This window comes from uncultured Bradyrhizobium sp., assembly GCF_964252615.1.
GTDB lineage: Bacteria > Pseudomonadota > Alphaproteobacteria > Rhizobiales > Xanthobacteraceae > Bradyrhizobium.
The window spans coordinates 1-19,535 of the sequence record NZ_CAXUNQ010000011.1 but is presented as its reverse complement, the minus strand read 5'-3'; the positions used below and the strand labels follow the sequence as shown (position 1 = coordinate 19,535).

Annotated in this window: 22 protein-coding genes; 6 read left to right on the top strand and 16 right to left on the bottom strand. The window is 63.6% G+C overall.

What is annotated here, in order from left to right; genetic code table 11:
• Window positions 1–38 precede the first annotated feature (38 nt).
• The gene (locus ACFE72_RS08745) at window positions 39–1,010 is read left to right on the top strand and encodes an NAD(P)-dependent oxidoreductase (protein WP_375412691.1); all 972 of its coding nucleotides are present in this window, start codon (window positions 39–41) and stop codon (window positions 1,008–1,010) included.
• A 351-nt stretch (window positions 1,011–1,361) separates the two neighbouring features.
• On the opposite strand, the gene lysA is transcribed toward ACFE72_RS08745, so the two are convergent.
• From lysA to argH, 3 genes are all read right to left on the bottom strand, one after another.
• Window positions 1,362–2,627: a diaminopimelate decarboxylase gene (gene lysA / locus ACFE72_RS08740; RefSeq protein ID WP_375412690.1), complete on the bottom strand. Its 1,266-nt coding sequence runs from the start codon at window positions 2,625–2,627 to the stop codon at window positions 1,362–1,364.
• Window positions 2,628–2,634: 7 nt separating this feature from the next.
• Window positions 2,635–2,907: a lipoprotein gene (locus tag ACFE72_RS08735; protein WP_375412689.1), complete on the bottom strand. Its 273-nt coding sequence runs from the start codon at window positions 2,905–2,907 to the stop codon at window positions 2,635–2,637.
• Window positions 2,908–2,997: 90 nt separating this feature from the next.
• Window positions 2,998–4,395: an argininosuccinate lyase gene (gene argH / locus ACFE72_RS08730; RefSeq protein ID WP_375412688.1), complete on the bottom strand. Its 1,398-nt coding sequence runs from the start codon at window positions 4,393–4,395 to the stop codon at window positions 2,998–3,000.
• A 94-nt stretch (window positions 4,396–4,489) separates the two neighbouring features.
• Between argH and ACFE72_RS08725 the strand changes: the two genes are divergently transcribed.
• On the top strand, window positions 4,490–5,164 hold the full coding sequence (locus tag ACFE72_RS08725; RefSeq protein WP_375412687.1) for a TlpA family protein disulfide reductase: 675 nt from the start codon (window positions 4,490–4,492) through the stop codon (window positions 5,162–5,164).
• Between the two features lie 45 nt (window positions 5,165–5,209).
• Here ACFE72_RS08725 and ACFE72_RS08720 read toward each other — a convergent pair whose 3' ends face one another.
• The 6 genes from ACFE72_RS08720 to ACFE72_RS08695 all read right to left on the bottom strand — a co-directional run bounded on the left by ACFE72_RS08720 (window position 5,210) and on the right by ACFE72_RS08695 (window position 9,459).
• On the bottom strand, window positions 5,210–5,404 hold the full coding sequence (locus ACFE72_RS08720) for a hypothetical protein (protein ID WP_375412686.1): 195 nt from the start codon (window positions 5,402–5,404) through the stop codon (window positions 5,210–5,212).
• 163 nt (window positions 5,405–5,567) lie between these two features.
• Complete coding sequence (locus tag ACFE72_RS08715) at window positions 5,568–6,449, bottom strand: 3-hydroxybutyryl-CoA dehydrogenase (protein ID WP_375412685.1); 882 nt, start codon at window positions 6,447–6,449, stop codon at window positions 5,568–5,570.
• Between the two features lie 104 nt (window positions 6,450–6,553).
• A complete protein-coding gene (locus ACFE72_RS08710) occupies window positions 6,554–7,504 on the bottom strand; it encodes an electron transfer flavoprotein subunit alpha/FixB family protein (RefSeq protein WP_375412684.1) in 951 nt (316 codons plus the stop codon).
• The gene (locus tag ACFE72_RS08705) at window positions 7,505–8,254 is read right to left on the bottom strand and encodes an electron transfer flavoprotein subunit beta/FixA family protein (RefSeq protein WP_375412683.1); all 750 of its coding nucleotides are present in this window, start codon (window positions 8,252–8,254) and stop codon (window positions 7,505–7,507) included.
• A 326-nt stretch (window positions 8,255–8,580) separates the two neighbouring features.
• Window positions 8,581–9,153 carry a cob(I)yrinic acid a,c-diamide adenosyltransferase gene (locus ACFE72_RS08700; RefSeq protein WP_375412682.1) on the bottom strand — a complete coding sequence of 191 codons (573 nt, stop codon included), beginning with the start codon at window positions 9,151–9,153 and terminating at the stop codon, window positions 8,581–8,583.
• 111 nt (window positions 9,154–9,264) lie between these two features.
• Window positions 9,265–9,459 carry a twin transmembrane helix small protein gene (locus ACFE72_RS08695; RefSeq protein WP_375412681.1) on the bottom strand — a complete coding sequence of 65 codons (195 nt, stop codon included), beginning with the start codon at window positions 9,457–9,459 and terminating at the stop codon, window positions 9,265–9,267.
• 169 nt (window positions 9,460–9,628) lie between these two features.
• On the opposite strand from ACFE72_RS08695, the gene ACFE72_RS08690 reads away from it, so the two are divergent.
• The gene (locus ACFE72_RS08690; RefSeq protein WP_375412768.1) at window positions 9,629–10,489 is read left to right on the top strand and encodes a YihY/virulence factor BrkB family protein; all 861 of its coding nucleotides are present in this window, start codon (window positions 9,629–9,631) and stop codon (window positions 10,487–10,489) included.
• Here the strand turns inward: ACFE72_RS08690 and ACFE72_RS08685 are convergent.
• Entirely contained in the window at window positions 10,416–11,654 is a 1,239-nt protein-coding gene (locus ACFE72_RS08685) for an ATP-binding protein (RefSeq protein ID WP_375412680.1), read from the bottom strand. The two genes, ACFE72_RS08690 and ACFE72_RS08685, sit on opposite strands and share 74 nt — an antisense overlap.
• A 106-nt stretch (window positions 11,655–11,760) precedes the next feature.
• Window positions 11,761–12,633 (bottom strand): tRNA glutamyl-Q(34) synthetase GluQRS, encoded by an 873-nt coding sequence (gene gluQRS, locus ACFE72_RS08680; RefSeq protein ID WP_375412679.1) that lies wholly within the window; start codon window positions 12,631–12,633, stop codon window positions 11,761–11,763.
• 282 nt (window positions 12,634–12,915) lie between these two features.
• Between gluQRS and ACFE72_RS08675 the strand changes: the two genes are divergently transcribed.
• Both ACFE72_RS08675 and ACFE72_RS08670 read left to right on the top strand, forming a co-directional pair.
• On the top strand, window positions 12,916–13,578 hold the full coding sequence (locus tag ACFE72_RS08675) for a DNA-3-methyladenine glycosylase family protein (protein WP_375412678.1): 663 nt from the start codon (window positions 12,916–12,918) through the stop codon (window positions 13,576–13,578).
• A gap of 34 nt (window positions 13,579–13,612) precedes the next feature.
• A complete protein-coding gene (locus tag ACFE72_RS08670; protein ID WP_375412677.1) occupies window positions 13,613–15,382 on the top strand; it encodes a flavin-containing monooxygenase in 1,770 nt (589 codons plus the stop codon).
• 14 nt (window positions 15,383–15,396) lie between these two features.
• On the opposite strand, the gene rnhA is transcribed toward ACFE72_RS08670, so the two are convergent.
• The 3 genes from rnhA to ispH are packed head-to-tail and all read right to left on the bottom strand — an operon-like array spanning window position 15,397 to window position 17,788.
• The gene (gene rnhA, locus ACFE72_RS08665; protein ID WP_375412676.1) at window positions 15,397–15,840 is read right to left on the bottom strand and encodes a ribonuclease HI; all 444 of its coding nucleotides are present in this window, start codon (window positions 15,838–15,840) and stop codon (window positions 15,397–15,399) included.
• Window positions 15,837–16,820: a homoserine kinase gene (locus tag ACFE72_RS08660; protein ID WP_375412675.1), complete on the bottom strand. Its 984-nt coding sequence runs from the start codon at window positions 16,818–16,820 to the stop codon at window positions 15,837–15,839. The genes rnhA and ACFE72_RS08660 overlap by 4 nt, the downstream gene beginning before the upstream one ends.
• 5 nt (window positions 16,821–16,825) lie before the next feature.
• Window positions 16,826–17,788, bottom strand: a complete 963-nt coding sequence (gene ispH / locus ACFE72_RS08655) for a 4-hydroxy-3-methylbut-2-enyl diphosphate reductase (RefSeq protein ID WP_375412674.1) — start codon at window positions 17,786–17,788, stop codon at window positions 16,826–16,828.
• Window positions 17,789–17,989: 201 nt separating this feature from the next.
• On the opposite strand from ispH, the gene ACFE72_RS08650 reads away from it, so the two are divergent.
• The gene (locus ACFE72_RS08650) at window positions 17,990–18,682 is read left to right on the top strand and encodes a DUF1013 domain-containing protein (protein ID WP_375412673.1); all 693 of its coding nucleotides are present in this window, start codon (window positions 17,990–17,992) and stop codon (window positions 18,680–18,682) included.
• A 157-nt stretch (window positions 18,683–18,839) separates the two neighbouring features.
• On the opposite strand, the gene ACFE72_RS08645 is transcribed toward ACFE72_RS08650, so the two are convergent.
• Together ACFE72_RS08645 and ACFE72_RS08640 are read right to left on the bottom strand one after the other, a co-directional pair.
• Window positions 18,840–19,046 (bottom strand): DUF6494 family protein, encoded by a 207-nt coding sequence (locus ACFE72_RS08645; RefSeq protein ID WP_375412672.1) that lies wholly within the window; start codon window positions 19,044–19,046, stop codon window positions 18,840–18,842.
• A 132-nt stretch (window positions 19,047–19,178) separates the two neighbouring features.
• Window positions 19,179–19,448 carry a hypothetical protein gene (locus ACFE72_RS08640; RefSeq protein WP_375412671.1) on the bottom strand — a complete coding sequence of 90 codons (270 nt, stop codon included), beginning with the start codon at window positions 19,446–19,448 and terminating at the stop codon, window positions 19,179–19,181.
• Window positions 19,449–19,535 lie beyond the last annotated feature (87 nt).

Here is a 19,535-nt window from a genome sequence, read left to right as displayed (position 1 = left end):
CTGACGCGCCTTTGCCCACCCTGCCAGGACACATCATCATGGACATCGGATTCGTCGGACTCGGCAAGATGGGTTTCCCCATGGCTCGGCGCCTCATCGAGGCTGGGCACGGACTTGTCGTGTACGACCAGCGCAGGGAGGCCGCTGATCAAATAATTGCGCTCGGCGCCGCGGCGGCGTCCTCGCCAAAGGACGTCGCCGACCGCGCCGAAACCGTGCTGGCAAGCCTGCCGTCGCTGCAGGCCTCGCTCGAGGTCGCAACCGGCGCGAACGGCGTGATCGAAGGCGCGCGCGTCAAGCGCTTCGTCGATCTCTCCACCGTCGGCTCGCAGATGGCGGTACGGATTCATGGCCTGCTGGCGAAGCGCAGCATCGCACAGCTCGACAGCCCGGTCAGCGGCGGCGTCGGCGGCGCCGAGAAGGGCACGCTGGCGGTGATGGTATCGGGTCCGCACGCAGATTACGAAGCGGCAAAACCGGCGCTGGAGGTGATCGGCCGCGTATTCTTCATCGGCGAAAAACCCGGCTCGGCGCAGACCATGAAGCTTGCGAACAACCTTTTGTCGGCCACCGCCCTGGTCGCCACCTGCGAAGCCGTGGTGATGGGCGTCAAGGCGGGCCTCGACCCGGCCGTCATGATCGACGTGATCAATGCGGGATCGGGCATGAACACGGCGAGCCGCGACAAATTCCCGCGTTCGGTCCTGCCGCGCAGCTTCGATTTCGGTTTCGCGACGGGGTTGATGGTGAAGGACGTCCGGCTCTGCCTTGACGAGATGAAATCGCTGGGGCTGTCGATGGAAGTCGCCGAAGCGGTCGGGCGGCTATGGGAAGTGGTAATCGGCGACATGGGAGCGGAGTCGGACTTTACGTCGGCGATCAAGCCGATCGAACAGGCCGCGGGCGTCGTGGTGGGAGGGACGAAAGCACGGGCGGCGGAGGAGCCAACCGCGGGCTCGACCCGCGTATCCATCGCACCCCATACCCCGCCGCGTCATACGCGGGCCTGACCCGCGTATCCATCACTCTTCGAAAAGGTTTTTGCCTAGCGGGATGGATGCCGGATCAGGCCCGGCAATGACGGGCCTCTCATGTCCCGGCGTGATGCGGCGCTGCGCAGCGCTACGACGCCAACACGCCGTCATGCCCGGCCGTGTGCCGGGCATCCACGTCTTTCTTTCCGATGTGGGGCAAAGACGTGGATGGCCGGGACAAGCCCGGCCATGACGTAGAACATGCTGCCCGGCCTTGTGCCGAGCATGACGTAGACCGCGCCGTCATGGACCATACCAGACGCCGGCGCGGGTGACGGTCCCCGCTCTGCGGGAGCGGCATCAAGAATGCCGCGTCCGGGACACGCGTCACAACCACGGCGCCACTTTATCCATCGCAATGATCGCATCGATCTCGACGCGGGGGCGGACCACCGCGTACTGATCGTCCTTGACCAGCACTTCCGGCACAAGCGCGCGGGTGTTGTAGGTGCCGGACTGCACCGCGCCATAGGCGCCCGCGGTCATGATCGCAAGCAGGTCGCCGGACTTCGGCTCGGGCATGGTTCGTCCCAGTGCCAGGTAATCGCCGGTTTCGCAGACCGGTCCGACCACGTCGGCGATGATCATGGACGCGTTGCCTGCCGCCTGGCGCACCGGCAGGACGTCGTGATGCGCCTCATACAGCGTCGGGCGGATCAGGTCGTTCATGGCCGCATCGATGACGACGAAATTTTTCGCGTCGCCATGCTTGACGTGGATCACGCGGCTGACGAGAATCCCGGCATTGCCGACGATCATCCGTCCCGGCTCGAACATCAGCGTGCAGCCGAGATTGTGGGTGAGGCGTTTGACCATTTCGGCATAGGCCGCGGGCGCCGGCGGCGCCGTCCGGTCGAGATGATAGGGAATCCCGAGCCCGCCGCCGAAATCGATATGCGAGATGGTGTGGCCCTCGGCGCGCAGCGTGTTCACGAACTGGCTGAGAATTCTGAACGCGGCTTCCAGCGGGGCGAGGTCGGTGATCTGGCTGCCGATATGCACGTCGACACCGGTGATCTCGATGCCCGGCAGCCTCGCGGCGCGCGCATAGACCGCGCGCGCCTGCGCAAGCGGAATGCCGAACTTGTTCTCGGATTTTCCGGTCGAGATTTTTGCATGCGTACCGGAATCAACGTCGGGATTGACCCTTATCGACACCCGCGCGGTGCGGCCGGTTTCGACCGCCAGCCGCGACAGCAGCTCGAGCTCGGGCTCGGATTCGACATTGATGCAGAGGACGTCTTCCGCCAGCGCCTGACGCAGTTCGGCTTCGGTTTTGCCTACTCCGGAAAACACGATCTTGTCGGCCGGAATGCCGGCGGCACGCGCGCGCTTGAGTTCGCCGCCCGAAACCACGTCGGCGCCGGCGCCGAGCCCTGCCAGCGTGCGCAGCACCGACTGGTTCGAGTTCGCCTTCAGCGAGTAGCAGACCAGCGACTCCACGTCCGCGAAGGAATCGGCGAAGACCCTGTAGTGGCGCTCCAGGGTCGCGGTCGAATAGCAATAGAACGGCGTGCCGACGGCGTCCGCCAGGGTCGAAAGATTGACCGCCTCGGCGTGCAGCACGCCGTTGCGATAGTCGAAGTGGTTCATGACGGGCTCAGTCGGAATTCAGCAGGGGGTCGAGGACGAACGATCGTTTGGTGCCCTTGGGGGCTTTCGGCGGCGCATCGGCCCCATAGGACGGATCGAATACACTTCCCTTGGCCGCCGCACGCTCCTCGGTATCGATCTCCGGCGCAGCCGAAAGCGCCGCCGCGCCCGGCGGCGGATCGAGCGGGCCCTTGCGGCCGCAGCCGGCCAGCGCCAGCACTGCGGTGGCCAACAGAATGACTGCCCACCTTGAAGGTCCCGGGCCTGAAACGCGATTCACGGCGATATCCCCAATTTGGCGACACCATACAAAGATTGACCGGTTCTGGCGAGGCCTGAAGCTGGATGAAAGATCAGCGAATTTCGCCGCTCAGCCCAATTTTCGCTCTTTTTCCAGCCGCTTGAGCCACGCCTTGGCCTGGATCCGGACGTTTTTCGGTGCGGTGCCGCCGTAAGAAGTGCGGCTTTTCACCGAAGCCTCCACCGACAGCACCGCCAGCGCCTCGGCGGTGATTTTCGGCTCGATCGCCTGCATCGCCTTGAGCGGCAGTTGATGCAGCGCCACACCGTCTTTCGAGGCCGCCGCGACGATCCGCCCGGTCACATGATGGGCGTCGCGGAACGGCATTTTCAGCGTCCGCACCAGCCAGTCGGCCAGATCCGTGGCGGTAGCATATCCCTCACCGGCGGCCAATTTCATCCGCGCCTCGTCCGGCACGAGATCCATGACCATGCCGGCCATGGCCCGGATCGCCAGCGACAGCGCGCCGAACGCTTCCATGGCGCCTTGTTTGTCTTCCTGCATGTCTTTTTGGTAGGCCAACGGCAGACCCTTCATCACGATCAACAGCGCCGTGAGCGCGCCGATGACGCGGCCGGTCTTGGCGCGCACCAGTTCGGCGGCGTCGGGGTTGCGCTTTTGCGGCATGATCGATGAGCCGGTGGTGAATTTGTCCGACAGGCGCACCAGCCCGACCAGCGGCGACGTCCAGATCACGATCTCCTCGGCGAACCGCGACAGATGCACCGAGGCGATCGCGGCCGCCGACAATGTTTCCAGCACGAAGTCGCGATCCGACACCGCGTCGAGCGAGTTGGCCATCGGCCGGTCGAAGCCGAGCGCGCGTGCGGTAGCATCGCGATCGATCGGAAACGAGGTGCCGGCCAGCGCCGCCGCCCCGAGCGGCGATTCGTTCAGCCGCTTGCGCGCATCGGCAAGGCGGCCGCGATCCCGCGCCGCCATCTCGACATAGGCGAGGAGATGATGGCCGAACGTCACCGGCTGCGCGGTCTGTAAATGCGTGAATCCCGGCATCACGGTGTCGGCATGTTCGAGCGCCCGTTGCACCAGCGCGCGCTGGAACACCGCCAGCGCCGCGTCGGTCTCGTCGATCGTGTCGCGCACATAGAGCCGGAAGTCGGTCGCCACCTGATCGTTGCGCGAGCGCGCGGTATGCAGCCTTCCCGCGGCGGGTCCGATCAGTTCGCCGAGTCGGCTTTCGACGTTCATATGAATATCTTCGAGCGCGCGCTTGAAATCGAACGACCCCCTGGCGATTTCTGACAAAATCGTGTCTAGACCGCGCGTAATATTTTTCGCATCGTTCGCCGTGAGTATGCCCTGCGCGGCCAGCATGGCGGCGTGCGCTTTGGACGCGGCAATGTCCTGGGCGTACAGGTGGCGGTCAACGTCGATGGAGACGTTGATTTCCTCCATGATCGCGTCGGGACGCTCGGAAAACCGACCGCCCCACATCTTGTTGCTCATGCTGTGCCGCTCATGATCATGCTTGCCGTCAGGGGATTCAGTCGGGCGCGCAACCGGCTGCACCCAATCCTTGCATAGCCGTATCTTATACTGGATGACAAACGATATGCCCGACGCTTTCCCGCCAGGCCGCTCCATTTTCCGGCGTATTCCCATTGCGCTCGGCGCGATTTCCGTCGGCTGCGCGATCGGCTTCGCCGGCGTCTACGGCATTACCGGGCTGAAGCGCGCGGCGCTGGCAGATGCGCCCTGCGCCTCCGCGGTCGAGCTGTCGAAGAAGATCGCGCCGCTGGCCAAAGGCGAGGTCGCCGCACTCGCCATGGCGACAAAACCGCTGCAGATGCCGGATCTGACGTTCACGGACGGCAACGGCCAGCCGAAGAAGCTGTCGGATTGGAAGGGACGCACGGTGCTGTTGAACCTTTGGGCAACCTGGTGCGTGCCGTGCCGGAAGGAGATGCCTGCGCTGGACAATCTGCAGGGCAAGCTCGGCGGCGAGAAGTTCGCGGTGGTCGCGGTCAACATCGACACCCGCAATCCCGAGAAGCCGAAGGCATTTCTGCAGGACGGCAACCTGACCAGGCTCGGCTATTATACCGATTCGAAAGCCAAGGTATTTCAGGACCTTAAGAGCATCGGCCTCGCGCTGGGCATGCCCACCTCGGTGCTCATCGACGGCCAAGGCTGCGAAATCGGCAACATCGCCGGTCCCGCCGAATGGGACAGCGAGGATGCGCTCAAGCTGATCAACGCGGCGACGGCGGGGTAGCGCCGGCACGATGAACGCCGCACCGCGTCCGAATCCCGATAGCGCTCAAACCGAAATGTCGAGATTGCCTCCGACGCCGGCGGCGAGATTGGCCTGCGACGATGGCTCGCCTGCGCCCAATAGCGTCAGGACCGCAGATTTCTCCGCATCGGCGTTGTTCTTCATGATGGTCGCGGCAATCTGCATCTGGGTGTTGCCCGCCTGCGCGGTCAGCGCCGCGCTTACCAAACTCATGTCCATCAGCAAACTCTCCGTCGCCGCGCAGAATAGGTAGCGAGGGTTAAAAAAAACGCAATTCGCAGGAATTTGCAGGGCGGCTTAACGGGCCCGTCCGCGGCGGCGCAACGAGCAAAGGCGCACGGGATCGGCTAACCGCGCTGCGATGTTACGGCTGGCGCAAAACCTACCTCGTCGGCACCGGTTTTTCGCCGCGGTAGTCGTAGAAGCCGCGCTGGGTCTTGCGCCCCAGCCAGCCGGCCTCGACATATTTCACCAGCAGCGGACACGGCCGATATTTGGAATCCGCCAGCCCCTCGTGCAGCACCTGCATGATCGACAGGCAGGTATCGAGGCCGATGAAATCGGCCAGCTCGAGCGGCCCCATCGGATGGTGCGCGCCGAGCTTCATGGCGGCGTCGATCGCCTCGACATTGCCGACGCCTTCATACAGCGTGTAGATCGCTTCGTTGATCATCGGCAGCAGGATGCGGTTGACGATGAAGGCCGGGAAATCCTCGGAAACCGCAATGGTCTTGCCGAGCCGGTTGACGAATTCCTTGGTCGCCTCGAAGGTCGCGTCGTCGGTGTTGATGCCGCGGATCAGTTCGACCAGCTCCATCAGCGGCACCGGATTCATGAAGTGAATGCCGATGAATTTTTCCGGACGGTCGGTAGCCGCGGCCAGCCGCGTAATGGGGATCGAAGAGGTGTTGGAGGCGATGATGGCGTCGGCTTTCAACACCGCGCACACATCATGAAAAATCTTGCGCTTGGTTTCTTCCTTTTCGACCGCGCTCTCGATCACCAGATCGCAATCGGCAAGCCCGTCCATCGACCCCGCCGACACGATGTTGTCCAGCGCCTGCTTTTTCGCGTCCTCGGTGATGATCTTCTTCGATACCTGGCGCGACAAATTGCCGTTGATGGTGGCCATCCCCGACTTCAGGCGGTCGGCGGAGACGTCGTTGAGCACCACGCGGAAGCCGGCCAGCGCCGCCACATGCGCGATGCCGTTGCCCATCTGGCCCGAACCGATCACACCGACCTTCTTGATCATACCCGCCATTTCATCCCACCGAAATGCCGACGCCGCGCAGATCGCGGACGGCTCTGTCTTCGCATAACAACACCGGCTGGCATCCCTTCATCCTGCCGATGTCTGTCTCTCCGCTACTTTCCCAATTTCGCCAGCGCTTCGGTCAGTTCGGGGACCGCCTGATAGAGGTCGGCGACCAAACCGTAATCGGCGATCTGAAAAATCGGCGCGTCCTCGTCCTTGTTAATGGCGACGATCACCTTCGAGTCCTTCATGCCGGCCAGATGCTGGATCGCACCCGATATGCCGACCGCCACATAAAGTTCCGGCGCCACCACCTTGCCGGTCTGCCCGACCTGCCAGTCGTTCGGCGCGTAGCCGGCATCCACCGCGGCGCGCGAGGCGCCGACGCCGGCGCCGAGCCTGTCGGCCAGCGGTTCGATATATTTGGCGAAATTTTCGCGGCTCTGCATGGCGCGGCCACCGGACACGATGATCTTCGCCGAGGTCAGTTCGGGACGATCGCTCTTGGCGACTTCCTCGCCGACGAAACTGGAAAGGCCGGGATCGTCCGCTGATGCCGCGTTCTCGACCGATGCGCTGCCGCCCTCCCCGGCCGCGGCGAAGGTGGAGGTCCGGACGGTGATGACCTTCTTGGCGTCCTTGGATTTGACGGTCTGGATCGCGTTGCCGGCATAGATCGGCCGCTCGAACGTGTCGGGCGAAACCACCTTGATGATCTCCGACACCTGCATCACGTCGAGCAGCGCGGCGACGCGGGGCATTACGTTTTTGAAGCGCGAGGTTGCAGGCGCGACGAATGCATCATAACCGGGGGCAAGTGCCACAATCAGCGCGGCCAGCGGCTCGGCAAGGTCGTGGGCGTAGGCGGGGCCTTCGGCCAGCAGAACTTTTGTCACCCCCTTGAGCTTCGATGCAGCCTCGGCCGCGGCCTTGGTACCCTCGCCGCCGCCGGCGACGAGGATGTGGACTTCGGCGCCAAGTTCGCTTGCAGCGGTCAGCGCCTTGTTGGTGGCGTCCTTCAAGGACTCGTGGTCGTGTTCGGCAATCAACAGCGTGGTCATCTAGAGAACCCCGGCTTCATTCTTGAGCTTCGATACCAGTTCGGCGACGTCCTTGACCTTGACGCCTCCCTTGCGGCCGGGCGGTTCGGATGTTTTGAGAATCTCCAGATGCGGCGCGAGATCGACGCCGTAATCGGAGGCATTCTTGTCGGCGATCGGCTTCTTCTTCGCCTTCATGATGTTGGGCAGGCTGGCGTAGCGCGGCTCGTTCAGCCGCAAGTCGGTCGTTACGATGGCCGGTCCCTTCAGTTTCAGCGTCTGCAGCCCGCCGTCCACTTCGCGCGTCACATTGAAATCGGAACCATCGACTTCGAGTTTGGACGCGAAGGTCGCCTGCGACCATCCCAGCAGCGCCGCCAGCATCTGGCCGGTCTGGTTGCTGTCGTCATCGATCGCCTGCTTGCCGAGGATGACCAGGCCGGGCTTTTCTTCATCCACGATGGCTTTCAGGATCTTTGCCACCGCCAGCGGCTCGACATTGCCCTCGGCCTTGACCAGGATGCCGCGGTCGGCGCCCATGGCCAGACCGGTGCGGATGGTTTCCGACGCCTGGGCGGCGCCGATCGACACCACCACCACCTCGGTCGCCTTGCCGGCCTCGCGCAGGCGCAAAGCTTCCTCGACGGCGATTTCGTCAAACGGATTCATCGACATTTTGACGTTATTGAGTTCAACGCCGGTTCCGTCGCTCTTGACGCGGACCTTGACGTTGTAATCGACCACCCGCTTTACCGGCACCAGAACCTTCATCGATCCTCTTTCGTCATCAGCTTGGGTTTATCTCATGTGGCCGCGGAACCTAAAGCTCCGGACATGCGGGGTCAACGCGCGAATTCACCGTCATTGCCGGGCTTGACCCCGGTGGATTCACACATCTCGTCATACGCGGGCTTGGCCCGCGTATCCATCACCTTTGGAAGACTCTTTTAAAGGACGGATTGCCGGATCAAGCCCGGCAATGACGGCCGAGATGTGTGCATATGGTAGCGGTTGAGCCCGCAATCCATCTTCTTGGAGATTCTTTCGTTCCTGATGGATACGCGGGTCAAGCCCGCGCATGACGAAACTGCCTGTTTTCAGCGGTTCTGGCCCGGCGCCCAGAGCACGTCCCGCGCGCCCTTGCCGTTGGCGTAGCGGCCGGCAACGAACAGAAAATCGGACAGCCGGTTGACGTATTTCAGCGAAGGCGGCGTGACATGCTCGCCGGGCTGGTCCGCCAGTTCCACCATGATGCGCTCGGCACGCCGGCACACCGTACGTGCCAGATGCAGATAGGCCGCCCCCGGACTGCCTCCCGGCAGGATGAAGGAGCGCAGCGGCTCTAATTCGACATTAAACCGGTCAATCTCGCCTTCAAGCCAGTCGACCTGGGCGTCGGTGACGGTCAACCGTGCGCCGCCCGGCCCCTTCTCGGCCAGACAGAGGTCCGCCTCGACGTCGAACAGGTCGTTCTGGATGCGGCCCAGCACCGGATCCAGCGCCGCATCGTCCGCGGTGTGCAGGCGCACCAGACCGATGGTGGCGTTGACCTCGTCGAGCGTGCCATAGGCATCGACGCGGCGATCATACTTTTTCCGGCGTTCGCCGCTGCCGAGCGCCGTGGTGCCGTCGTCGCCGGTGCGGGTGTAGATTCGATTGAGAACGACCATGGCTCACCCCCGTAGCTGGGTTAGCGCCGAAGGGGCGTCACCCACCGTGTTTCCATATCGCAACTCGTTTTGGTGGGTTACGGCGCTTTCGCGCCTAACCCGCCTCACGAATCACCGCCCCATCGCCCAGACCGCGAGCATGGTGATGACGATTGCGACGAATTGCAGCAGCACGCGCAGCCGCATCAGTTTCTGCGACCGGTTCGGCGATCCGCCGCGCATCATGTTGAGCAGGCCGAGCAGCAGCACCAGCGCCACGGCGCCGGCCGCGACAGGCAGGAGAATCGAGCTTAAGAATGTTGCCATCGGCGGTACATAACATCGTGCGCGGGCTCGCGCCATCGCCCACATTCAGGTGCAACGATCTGGCTTTTTGTCCAGTAATATCAGATGGTAGGCTCATCGGAGGCCGAGCCTCTGCCGCTCCGAGGCAAGGTGAAATGTGAGACAGATTCGCACCGTCTATCTGGTGGTCATGGACGCCTTTTATACGTTTCTTGCCGATGACGGCTGGGCAATCGCCAGCCATATCGCGCTGTCCACGCTGATGGCGCTGTTCCCGTTTCTGATCGTGCTGACGTCGCTGGCCGGATTTTTCGGTTCCAAGGACCTTGCCGACCAGGCCGCAGGCCTGATGCTGCAGGTCTGGCCACTCCAGGTCGCCGACGCGCTGTCCGGCGAGATCCATGACGTCCTCACCACCACGCGCGGCGATGCGTTGACCATCGGCGTCCTGCTTGCGGTGTACTTTGCCTCCAACGGCGTCGAGAGCCTGAGGGTTGCGCTCAATCGCGCCTATGCCGTGATCGAGCCGCGGCGCTGGTACTGGCTGCGGCTGGAATCGATCGGCTATACGCTGATCGCGGCGTTCACGTCGCTGGCGATGGCGCTGCTGATCGTGCTCGGGCCGTTGATGCTGGAAGCGGCGCGGCGCCACATTCCGCTGATCGTGGAAACCAACGAACATTTTGTCAACGTCACGCGTTACGGCGTTACCATTGCCGCACTGGTCATCGCGCTGTTCGTTCTGCACGCCTGGCTTCCGGCGGGACGCCGCAGCTTCCTGCAGATCCTGCCCGGCATCGTCTTCACGGTGGTGGGATCGCTGGTATCGGGCATCGTGTTCGGACAATATCTGGCGCGCTTCGCCAACAACTACGTCACCATGTATGCCGGGCTGGCGTCCGTCATCATCGCGCTGGTGTTTCTGTATTTCATCGCCGCGATCTTCGTGTATGGCGGCGAATTGAACGCGGCCATCATCAAGTCGCGGCTGCCGCACGGCGTGTCGCTTCAAGCAGCGCAGTCGCTAGCGCCCGCGGAGAAACAGGCTTGACCAGAAAGGTATCGGCGCCGGCGGCGCGCGAGGCCGCTTCGTCATCGCCGCGTCCCGAAATGCCGATGATCGCGATGCGCCCGAGCGGCGCATCAAGCGCGCGAATCCGCTTGATCGCCTCGATGCCGTCGATGCCGGGCAGCACCATGTCCATCAGCACCGCGTCGAAGGCGCCTTCGCGGATGCGCGCCGTTGCAGCCTCGCCGCGTCCGACGAATTCCGCGCTATGGCCGAGCTCGGTGAGGATGGCGTTCAGCACCACGCGGCCGAACGGATTGTCCTCGACGCTGAGGATGCGCAAGGCCTGCATTTGAACCGGCGATTCGTCGGCGCCGGCGCCGGACATGATGGTCACCGGACCCTGGGCGCGCGACAGAACCACCGTCAGCGCAAAAGTGGTGCCGCCGCCGCGCCGCTGCTTGACCACGATATCGCCGCCCATCGCGCGCGCCAGGTGCTTGACCGAGGACAATCCAAGACCGGCGCCGCCGAAGCGCGACGCGATACTGACATTGGCCTGTGAGAACGGCCGGAACAGGCGCTTGATTTCGGTCAGCGACAGACCGATGCCGCTGTCGGATACCGCGAAGGCGACGCCGGCCTTACCCTTCGGCGCCGGTGCCGGCGCGACCTTCAACGCGACGCTGCCCGCTTCGGTGAATTTCACCGCGTTGTCGACGAGGTTTTCCAGCGCCGCGCGCAGCCCGACCGGGTCGCCGATCACGAAGGCCGGGAGTTTCTTTGAAATTACGACCGACGATTGCAGGCCCCTGGCGGCGGCGCGCCCCGCGAGCGAATCGCCGGCGTTGCGCGCCAGGGCGTGCAAATCGAAAAAGTCCTGCCGCACACCGAGCCCGGAGTTGCCGCTTCGCGCGGCATCGACGAACAAGGTCGCAAGCCTCGCCAGATGTTCGGCGCCGGCCTTGATGGTGTCGACCCAGCGCCGCTCACGCTCGTCGAGACCGGATGTTGCCAGAAGATCGCTGACGGCCAGAATTCCGGTGAGCGGCGTGCGCACCTCGTGCGCGAAGGCGGCCAGCGCCGTCTCGACCATATTCGACGCGCCGCGGTTCGCCCGCCGCCGACGCGCGGCCTTCGCCCCGCGTTTCGGCGTGCGCTTTTTTGGCAATCCTGCGCTGCGCGGTGAACGCGATTTGCGCGCCATGATCCTTCCACCCCCGTCCCGGCTCCAGCATGCCACGGCCAGCCCGGAAGAGTCACGCACAGGCGCCTTTCGGCTTGCGATCCGGCTGCGTCAGAGTTCAGGAAAATCAAGCCAGGCCGACGAGCCGGCGGATCTCGGCCGGGGTCACGCCGCGGGCGCGGAGTTCCCGCAATCCGGTGGCCGCCGTCGACTTCGAAAGCTTCCGCCCGCCGGAATCGCGCATCAGCCGGTGGTGCCGGTAAACCGGCTGCGGCAAATCGAGCAGTTGCTGGAGCAGGCGATGGACAGAGGTCGACCAGAACAAGTCCTGCCCGCGCATCACATCGGTGACGCCCTGCAGCGCGTCGTCGATCACCACCGAAAGGTGATAACTGGTCGGTGTCTCCTTGCGCGCGAGGACGATATCGCCCCAGGCTTGCGGATTCGCGGCCACCGTGCCGGTTTCGCGATTCGGACCTTCGCCCTGCTCGATCCAGGCGAGTTCGCCGGCCCGCGCGCGCGCCGCAGCCATGTCGAGCCGCAGTGCGTAGGGCGCGCCCGACTCGGGCAGCCCCGGACGCTCCCCCGCCGACAACAATTTTGCCGTGCCGGGATAGAGCGGCGCGCCATCCGGATCGCGCGGCCAGCGTCCGTTTGCTTCCCTTTGCGCCACCAGCCGGGCAATCTCGGCGCGGCTTTCGAAACTGGGATAGACCAGGTCCTGGGCGGCAAGCCGCTGTATCGCATCCCGATAGTCAGCCAGGTGCTCGGACTGCCGCCGCGCCGGCGCCTGCCACGCGATGCCGAGCCAGGCGAGGTCTTCGGCAATCGCAGCCTCGAATTCCGGCCGGCATCGCGTCGCGTCGATATCCTCGATCCGCAACAGGAAAGTGCCGCCGCAGCTCCGCGCGGCATCGAAATTCAACAGCGCCGAGAGTGCATGGCCGAGGTGAAGATAGCCATTCGGGCTGGGCGCAAAACGAAAAACGGGTGTCGGCATCGACCGGAACTCGTCATGGCCGGGCTTGACCCTGCTGGATTCACACATCCCGTCATACGCGGGCTTGACCCGCGTATCCATCCATCTTCGGAAGAGTCGTTTCGAAGGGGATGGGTTGCCGGGTCAAGCCCGGCAATGACGGCGAGATGTGTGCATCCAGTAGGGCTTGACCCGGCAACCTATCTTCTCGAAAGAGTCTTTACGACAGTAGATGGATGCGCGGGTCAAGCCCGCGCAGGACGCTTGGATCGGGTCGAGCCCGGGCATGACGCAGAAGGCTACATGACCGTCCACCTCAACAGCCAGGCCGACCTCGACAACGCCATCCATGCTTTGGTCGGGCAGGATCCGCGATTGCAGCCGATACTCGAACGCGCGGGCATGCCGGCGCTGCGACAGCGCCAGCCGGGTTTTGCCGGACTGGCCGCGATCGTCTGCGGCCAGCAACTCTCCACCGCGAGCGCCGCCGCGATCTGGGGCCGGGTCTCGGCGGCGTTCGATCCGTTTCATCACGATGCGCTGCGCCGCGCCCGCGCCGATCGTCTTGGCCGTCTCGGACTGTCGGCCGCCAAGATCAAGACGCTGAAAAATCTGGCGCGCGAGCTTGCCGCCGAGCGTCTCAATCTCGAGGTGCTGGCGGAGGAGGACGCCGACGCCGCGCATGCGACGCTGACACGGTTGCATGGCATTGGGCCGTGGACCGCCGACGTCTATCTGCTGTTTTGCCTAGGACATGGCGACGCATGGCCCGCGGGCGACCTCGCCGTGCAGGAAGCGGTCAAAACGGGGCTCGGCCTCAAGACCCGGCCGACCGCAAAACAGATGGCGGAGCTAGCCGAGCCGTGGCGTCCGCTGCGGGGTGCCGCCGCGCATCTGTGGTGGGCCTATTATAAAGTATTGAAACGACGCGACGGCGTGATCGCGGGGACCGAAAAAAAGGTATAGGTTTCGCCAGGGAAACGCCGGCGCGAGGGCGCAAATGCTGGATAGAACAAAAGACGTCGCGGCCGAAGATCTGGTTGCGGCCGCGAATGACTGGCTGGCACGGTTCGAAAGCGCACTCGCAAAGCGCGGCGACGGCGAACTGAAAACCCTGTTCCATCCAGACAGTCACTGGCGCGATGTACTGGCGCTGACGTGGGAATTGCGAACGGTTACCGGCGCCGGTCCGATCCTGCGCGAGTTGAGCGCGCGGACCGGCGCCGCCCGGCCAACCGGTTTGCGGATCGATCCGAACCGCGCCGCGCCGCGCCGCGTGAGCCGCGCGGGCACGCCGTCGATCGAGGCGATCTTCAAATTCGAGACCGCGCAGGGCCGCGGCAGCGGCATCGTGCGGCTGATCCCGGACGCCAACGACGGCGGCGCGCTGAAGGCGTGGACGCTGCTGACGACGCTGGACGAGTTAAAGGGCTTCGAGGAGCAGCTCGGAACCGCGCGGCCGCGCGGCCGGTCCTATTCGCGCGATTTTCGCGGACCCAACTGGCTCGACTTGCGAAAATCCGCCGCCGGCTATGCCGATCGCGATCCGGCCGTGCTGGTGGTCGGCGGCGGACAGGCCGGGCTGACCATCGCCGCACGATGCAGGCAGTTGCAAATCGACGCGCTGATCGTCGATCGCGGGGCGCGCATCGGCGACAACTGGCGCAATCGCTACCACGCACTGACGCTGCACAACCAGGTCCAGGTCAACCACCTTCCCTATATGCCGTTTCCGCCGAACTGGCCGACCTACATCCCCAAGGACAAGCTCGCCAACTGGTTCGAGGCCTATGTGGAAAGCATGGAGCTCAACTACTGGACCTCGACCGAACTGGTGAGCGGCGCCTGGGACCAGGAAAAACAGCGCTGGTCGGTGGCGCTGCGCCGGAGCGACGGCACCGCGCGCACCCTGCATCCAAAGCACGTCGTGCTGGCTACCGGCGTCAGCGGCATCCCGAACCTGCCCGAGATTCCTTCGCTGAAAAACTTTTCCGGAACGATCCTGCATTCCAGCCAGTACGACGACGGCGAGAACTGGAAGGGCAGGCGCGCGCTGGTGATCGGAACCGGCAACAGCGGCCACGACATCGCGCAGGATCTTTATTCGAGCGGCGTCGAGGTCACGCTGGTTCAACGCAGTCCCACGCTGGTCACCAACATCGAACCGTCGGCACAACTGGCCTACGAGGCTTACAACCAGGGAACGCTGGAGGATAACGACCTGATCGCGACCTCGATGCCGTTATCCCTTGCGCGGAAAAGCCATCAGTCGATTACCGACCGCTCGAAGGAACTCGACAAGGATCTGCTCGACGGCTTGCGGGCCAAGGGCTTCAAGCTCGACTACGGCGAGGACGGCACCGGCTGGCAGTTCAAATATCTCACCCGCGGTGGCGGCTACTATTTCAATGTCGGGTGTTCCGATCTGGTCGTCAGCGGCGAAATAAAACTGGCGCAGTTTTCCGACATCGACGGATTTGTCGCCGAAGGCGCCAGAATGAAGGATGGCGAAACCTTGCCCGCCGATCTGGTCGTTCTGGCAACCGGCTACAAAGGCCAGCAGCATCTGGTGCGCAAGCTGTTCGGCGACGAGGTTGCCGAGCGCGTCGGCCCGATCTGGAATTTCGGCGACAACCAGGAACTGCGCAACATGTACACCCGCACCGCGCAGCCTGGCCTGTGGTTCATCGCCGGCAGCCTGGCGCAGTGCCGGATCAATTCGAAATACCTTGCGCTGCAGATCAAGGCCGTCGAGGAAGGATTGCTTTAAGCACGGGCGCGGTTCTACCTGACCGCCGCCAGTCCATCCCGCGCCAGTTGGTCGGCGCGTTCGTTTTCGTCATGGCCGGCGTGGCCCCTGACCCAGTGCCATCGCACCTGATGCTGATGCAGCGCCGCATCCAGCCGCTGCCACAGGTCGACATTCTTGACCGGCTTCTTGTCCGAGGTGCGCCAGCCGTTTTTCTTCCAGCCGTGAATCCAGCCGGTGATGCCCTGTCGGACATACTGGCTGTCGGTGTAGAGATCGACGCTGCACGGCTTCTTCAGCGCCTCCAGCGCGGAAATCGCCGCCATCAGCTCCATGCGGTTGTTGGTAGTATGCGCCTCGCCGCCCTTGAGCTCCTTCTCGACGCCGCCGGATTTCAGGATCGCGCCCCAGCCGCCCGGCCCCGGATTGCCCGAGCACGCGCCGTCGGTATGGATGATAACGGACGGGGACGAACTCACGCCACCAGTCCCGAGGCTTCGACGCCGTAATCGCGGATGCTGGCGACGCCCTGCTGGAAGCGCAGCTTGCGGACATATTCCAGCGGATCCTTCGGCCGCACCAGCGCACCTGGCGGAACGTTGAGGACGTCCACCAGCCGCGTCAGCAGGAACCGCATCGCCGCACCACGGGCCAGCAACGGCAGCGCCTCCCGCTCGGCGGCGGAGAGTTCGCGCTCGCGCGAATAGGCATTGAGAAATGCGCGGGCCTTCGTGACGTTGAAGGAATGATCGCTTTCGAAGCACCAGGCGTTGAGACAGATCGCGACGTCGTAGGCCAGCATATCATTGCAGGCGAAGGTGAAATCGATGATGCCCGACAGCTTTTCGCCGAGAAAGAACACGTTGTCGGGGAAGAGATCGGCATGGATAATGCCCTGCGGGAGATTCTCCGGCCAGATATTGCTTTCCAGATGGTCGAGCTCGGCGCCGAGAAACGCGCGCAGTCCGTGCTGCAGTTCGTCGGCACGCGATGCGGCGGAATCGAACAGCGGCCGCCAGCCCGCCACCGATAAGGCGTTGGCGCGCGACATCGGAAAATCGCGCCCGGCAAGGTGCATTTTCGCAAGCGCCTGCCCGACGCCCGCGCAGTGCGCGGCATTGGGTTTGCGCGGCCAGACGCCTTCCAGGAAGTTGATGATCGCCGCAGGCCGCCCGGCCAGCATGCCCAGCGTCTTGCCGGAATTGTCCTTTAGCGGCTGCGGACAATCAATTCCGTGCGCCGCCAGATGGGTCATCAGCTTCAAAAAAAACGGCAGGTCGCCTTTGGCGACGCGCTTTTCGTACAGTGTGAGAATGAAAGTTCCCGCGCGGGTATGCAGCAGGAAATTGGAATTCTCGACGCCTTCGGCAATGCCCTTGTAGGACAGCAGCTCGCCGATATCGTAACCTTCGAGGAATTCCGCAAGCTCGTCGGCGGTGACGTCGGTATACACCGCCATGGCGGTTATGCCGCGTCGGGCCGCAGCGAGCGCGGCAGCGGAAAGAATTCATTCTCTTCCGCGGCCGAGACCGTCTCCACATGCAGTTCATAACGCTCGGCGAACGCACCCATGATCTCCTCGACGATCACTTCCGGCGCCGACGCCCCCGCGGTGATGCCGAGCGTCTTGATGCCTTCGAACCTCGACCAGTCGAGATCGGAAGCGCGCTGCGCCAACACCGAAACCGGGCAGCCTTCGCGCTCGGCGACTTCGCGCAGGCGCTGCGAATTCGACGAATTCGGCGCGCCGACCACGATCAAGGCATCGACCACCGGGGCCACCTTTTTCACCGCGAGCTGGCGGTTGGTGGTGGCGTAGCAGATGTCTTCCTTGTGCGGCCCGGAGATATTCGGAAAACGCTCCTTCAGCATCGCCACGATCTCGGCGGTATCGTCGATCGACAGGGTGGTCTGGGTGACAAAGGCAAGGTTGTTCGGATCCTTCGGCGTGAAGGTCGCGGCGTCATGCGCGGTTTCGATCAGCGTCACGGTGCCGGGGGGCAGTTGCCCGAGCGTGCCGACCACCTCCGGGTGATGCGAATGCCCGATCAGCAGGATTTCGCGGCCGCGCTTGAAATGGATCGCGGCCTCGCGGTGAACCTTGGTGACCAGGGGGCAGGTGGCGTCCAGCGAGAAGAAATTGCGGGCGCGGGCGTCGGCAGGAACCGACTTGGGAACCCCATGGGCGGAAAACACCACCGGGGCGTTGGTATTGTCAGGAATTTCAGCCAGTTCCTCGACGAAAATCGCGCCCTTGGTCCGCAAACTGTCCACCACATATTTGTTATGAACTATTTCGTGACGGACATAGACCGGAGCGCCGTAGATCGTGAGCGCGCGCTCCACGGTGTCGATCGCCCGCACCACGCCGGCACAGAAGCCGCGCGGCGAGCAAAGCACGATTTTAAGGGACGGTTTGACTGACATTGGGGAATTCCGGGCCGGATTACCCCGAATAAGGGCAATAATTAAGGACTTGGGACGGCTTTTGGGCGCTGTCAAGGCCGAGCAGCAAACCATTGCGCCGCCCGGCCGGGACGGCTTATATAGAGCGCAATTCCCGTCTTTACCGACGAAAATACCGGCTTCGCCTGAAAACAGGCGGGCGAAGCGCAAAGGAGATTTGCCATGAGCAATGCACCGCTGATGCCGAAGGCGACGGCCGTGTGGCTGGTCGACAATACCGCGCTGTCATTCGACCAGGTTGCCGATTTCACCAAAATGCACCCCTTGGAAATCCGCGCCATCGCCGATGGCGATGCGGCCCAGGGCATCAAGGGCATGGACCCGATTTCGACCGGGCAGCTCACCCGCGACGAGATCGAAAAGGGCGAAAAGGATCCGAACTACCGTTTGAGGCTGGGCGAGAGCAAGGTGGCGCTGCCGCCCGCGGCCAAGAAGAAAGGTCCGCGCTATACGCCGGTGTCGCGCCGCCACGAGCGGCCGAGCGCGATCCTGTGGCTGGTGCGCAACCATCCGGAATTGAAGGACAGCCAGATCATGCGGCTGGTCGGCACCACCAAGACCACCATCGCCAGCGTGCGCGACCGCACCCACTGGAATGCCTCGACGCTGACGCCGATGGACCCGGTGACCCTCGGCCTGTGCTCGCAGATCGAACTCGATTTCGAAGTGCAGCGCGCGGCCAAGGAAAAGCCGACCGACCAGGCCTATGGCGGCGCGACGTTGCTGCCGGCCTCCGAAACCACCGCGCGCAAGGAGGTAGAATTCGAGCCGACCGAAAAACAGCGCGACGACCTCAATGTCGACGCGGTGTTCGCCAAGCTGAAGACGATTGGCGGCAAGAAGAACGAGGAATAGCGCTCCTGTCGTGCCGGGCATCGACGTCCCGGCTTCCCTTAAGCATGAAGACGTGGATTGCCGGGTCAAGCCCTACTGGATTCACACATTTCATCATACGCGGGTCAAGCCCGGCAATGACGGCTTTTTGCGAAGATGGCGATGATCGAGCAGTCTTCTAGCCGAGTTCTATCTCCGCCGTGATCTCATGCGTGAGGTCCACCCCGCCGAGCGTTAGCACCATCTTGGCGGGGAGTTTTTCGTGGCCCTTGAGGCGGCCGGAGGCCAAGGCGTCGCGCACCGCTTTTTCGATCTCGCGCTGCGAGGTGATGCCGACTTTTTTCAAGAATCCGCGCAGGCTGCTGTTGAAGGTGTCTTCATTCATGATGGGCTCCCTATCCGTCATGGCCGGGCTTGTCCCGGCCATCCACGTCTTTCTTGCCTGATGATATTAAGACGTGGATGCCCGGGACAAGCCCGGGCATGACGAGCTTCGGAAAATACGCGCCCTTTCCGGCTACGGCTTGTACGGCGTGTTGATCATGGTCTCGCTCATGTTCCGCTGGGTGCGATCGGCCTTTGCAGCCGCGTTGCCGCGCTGCACGTCGCGGTTCTTGCGGCAGGCCACGTATTCGGACGAGCCGGCCGCGACGTTGTTGGCGCGGCAGATGGCGTCGTCGTCCTCGCCCAGGCTCGAGACGGGGACTTCGTTGCGGGAAGCGCACGCGCCGAGCGCGAGCGCGGCGAGTGTGAGGGCAATATAGCGTATCGCAGACTTCGGCTGCATTGGTAGTTTCCGTTCGTTCTAAGTTCGTCATTGCCGGGCTTGACCCACGGCTGTCCGGTTCGATTTAAGTGGACGTAGCGCATGGCA

Bases quoted from the DNA above. Each gene is read 5' to 3' on its own strand.
- ACFE72_RS08745 (WP_375412691.1), top strand. From the start codon at position 39: ATGGACATCGGATTCGTCGGACTCGGCAAGATGGGTTTCCCCATGGCT.
- lysA (WP_375412690.1), bottom strand. From the start codon at position 2,627: ATGAACCACTTCGACTATCGCAACGGCGTGCTGCACGCCGAGGCGGTC.
- argH (WP_375412688.1), bottom strand. From the start codon at position 4,395: ATGAGCAACAAGATGTGGGGCGGTCGGTTTTCCGAGCGTCCCGACGCG.
- ACFE72_RS08725 (WP_375412687.1), top strand. From the start codon at position 4,490: ATGACAAACGATATGCCCGACGCTTTCCCGCCAGGCCGCTCCATTTTC.
- ACFE72_RS08720 (WP_375412686.1), bottom strand. From the start codon at position 5,404: ATGGACATGAGTTTGGTAAGCGCGGCGCTGACCGCGCAGGCGGGCAAC.
- ACFE72_RS08715 (WP_375412685.1), bottom strand. From the start codon at position 6,449: ATGGCGGGTATGATCAAGAAGGTCGGTGTGATCGGTTCGGGCCAGATG.
- ACFE72_RS08710 (WP_375412684.1), bottom strand. From the start codon at position 7,504: ATGACCACGCTGTTGATTGCCGAACACGACCACGAGTCCTTGAAGGAC.
- ACFE72_RS08705 (WP_375412683.1), bottom strand. From the start codon at position 8,254: ATGAAGGTTCTGGTGCCGGTAAAGCGGGTGGTCGATTACAACGTCAAG.
- ACFE72_RS08700 (WP_375412682.1), bottom strand. From the start codon at position 9,153: ATGGTCGTTCTCAATCGAATCTACACCCGCACCGGCGACGACGGCACC.
- ACFE72_RS08695 (WP_375412681.1), bottom strand. From the start codon at position 9,459: ATGGCAACATTCTTAAGCTCGATTCTCCTGCCTGTCGCGGCCGGCGCC.
- ACFE72_RS08690 (WP_375412768.1), top strand. From the start codon at position 9,629: ATGGACGCCTTTTATACGTTTCTTGCCGATGACGGCTGGGCAATCGCC.
- ACFE72_RS08685 (WP_375412680.1), bottom strand. From the start codon at position 11,654: ATGGCGCGCAAATCGCGTTCACCGCGCAGCGCAGGATTGCCAAAAAAG.
- gluQRS (WP_375412679.1), bottom strand. From the start codon at position 12,633: ATGCCGACACCCGTTTTTCGTTTTGCGCCCAGCCCGAATGGCTATCTT.
- ACFE72_RS08675 (WP_375412678.1), top strand. From the start codon at position 12,916: ATGACCGTCCACCTCAACAGCCAGGCCGACCTCGACAACGCCATCCAT.
- ACFE72_RS08670 (WP_375412677.1), top strand. From the start codon at position 13,613: ATGCTGGATAGAACAAAAGACGTCGCGGCCGAAGATCTGGTTGCGGCC.
- ACFE72_RS08660 (WP_375412675.1), bottom strand. From the start codon at position 16,820: ATGGCGGTGTATACCGACGTCACCGCCGACGAGCTTGCGGAATTCCTC.
- ispH (WP_375412674.1), bottom strand. From the start codon at position 17,788: ATGTCAGTCAAACCGTCCCTTAAAATCGTGCTTTGCTCGCCGCGCGGC.
- ACFE72_RS08650 (WP_375412673.1), top strand. From the start codon at position 17,990: ATGAGCAATGCACCGCTGATGCCGAAGGCGACGGCCGTGTGGCTGGTC.
- ACFE72_RS08645 (WP_375412672.1), bottom strand. From the start codon at position 19,046: ATGAATGAAGACACCTTCAACAGCAGCCTGCGCGGATTCTTGAAAAAA.
- ACFE72_RS08640 (WP_375412671.1), bottom strand. From the start codon at position 19,448: ATGCAGCCGAAGTCTGCGATACGCTATATTGCCCTCACACTCGCCGCG.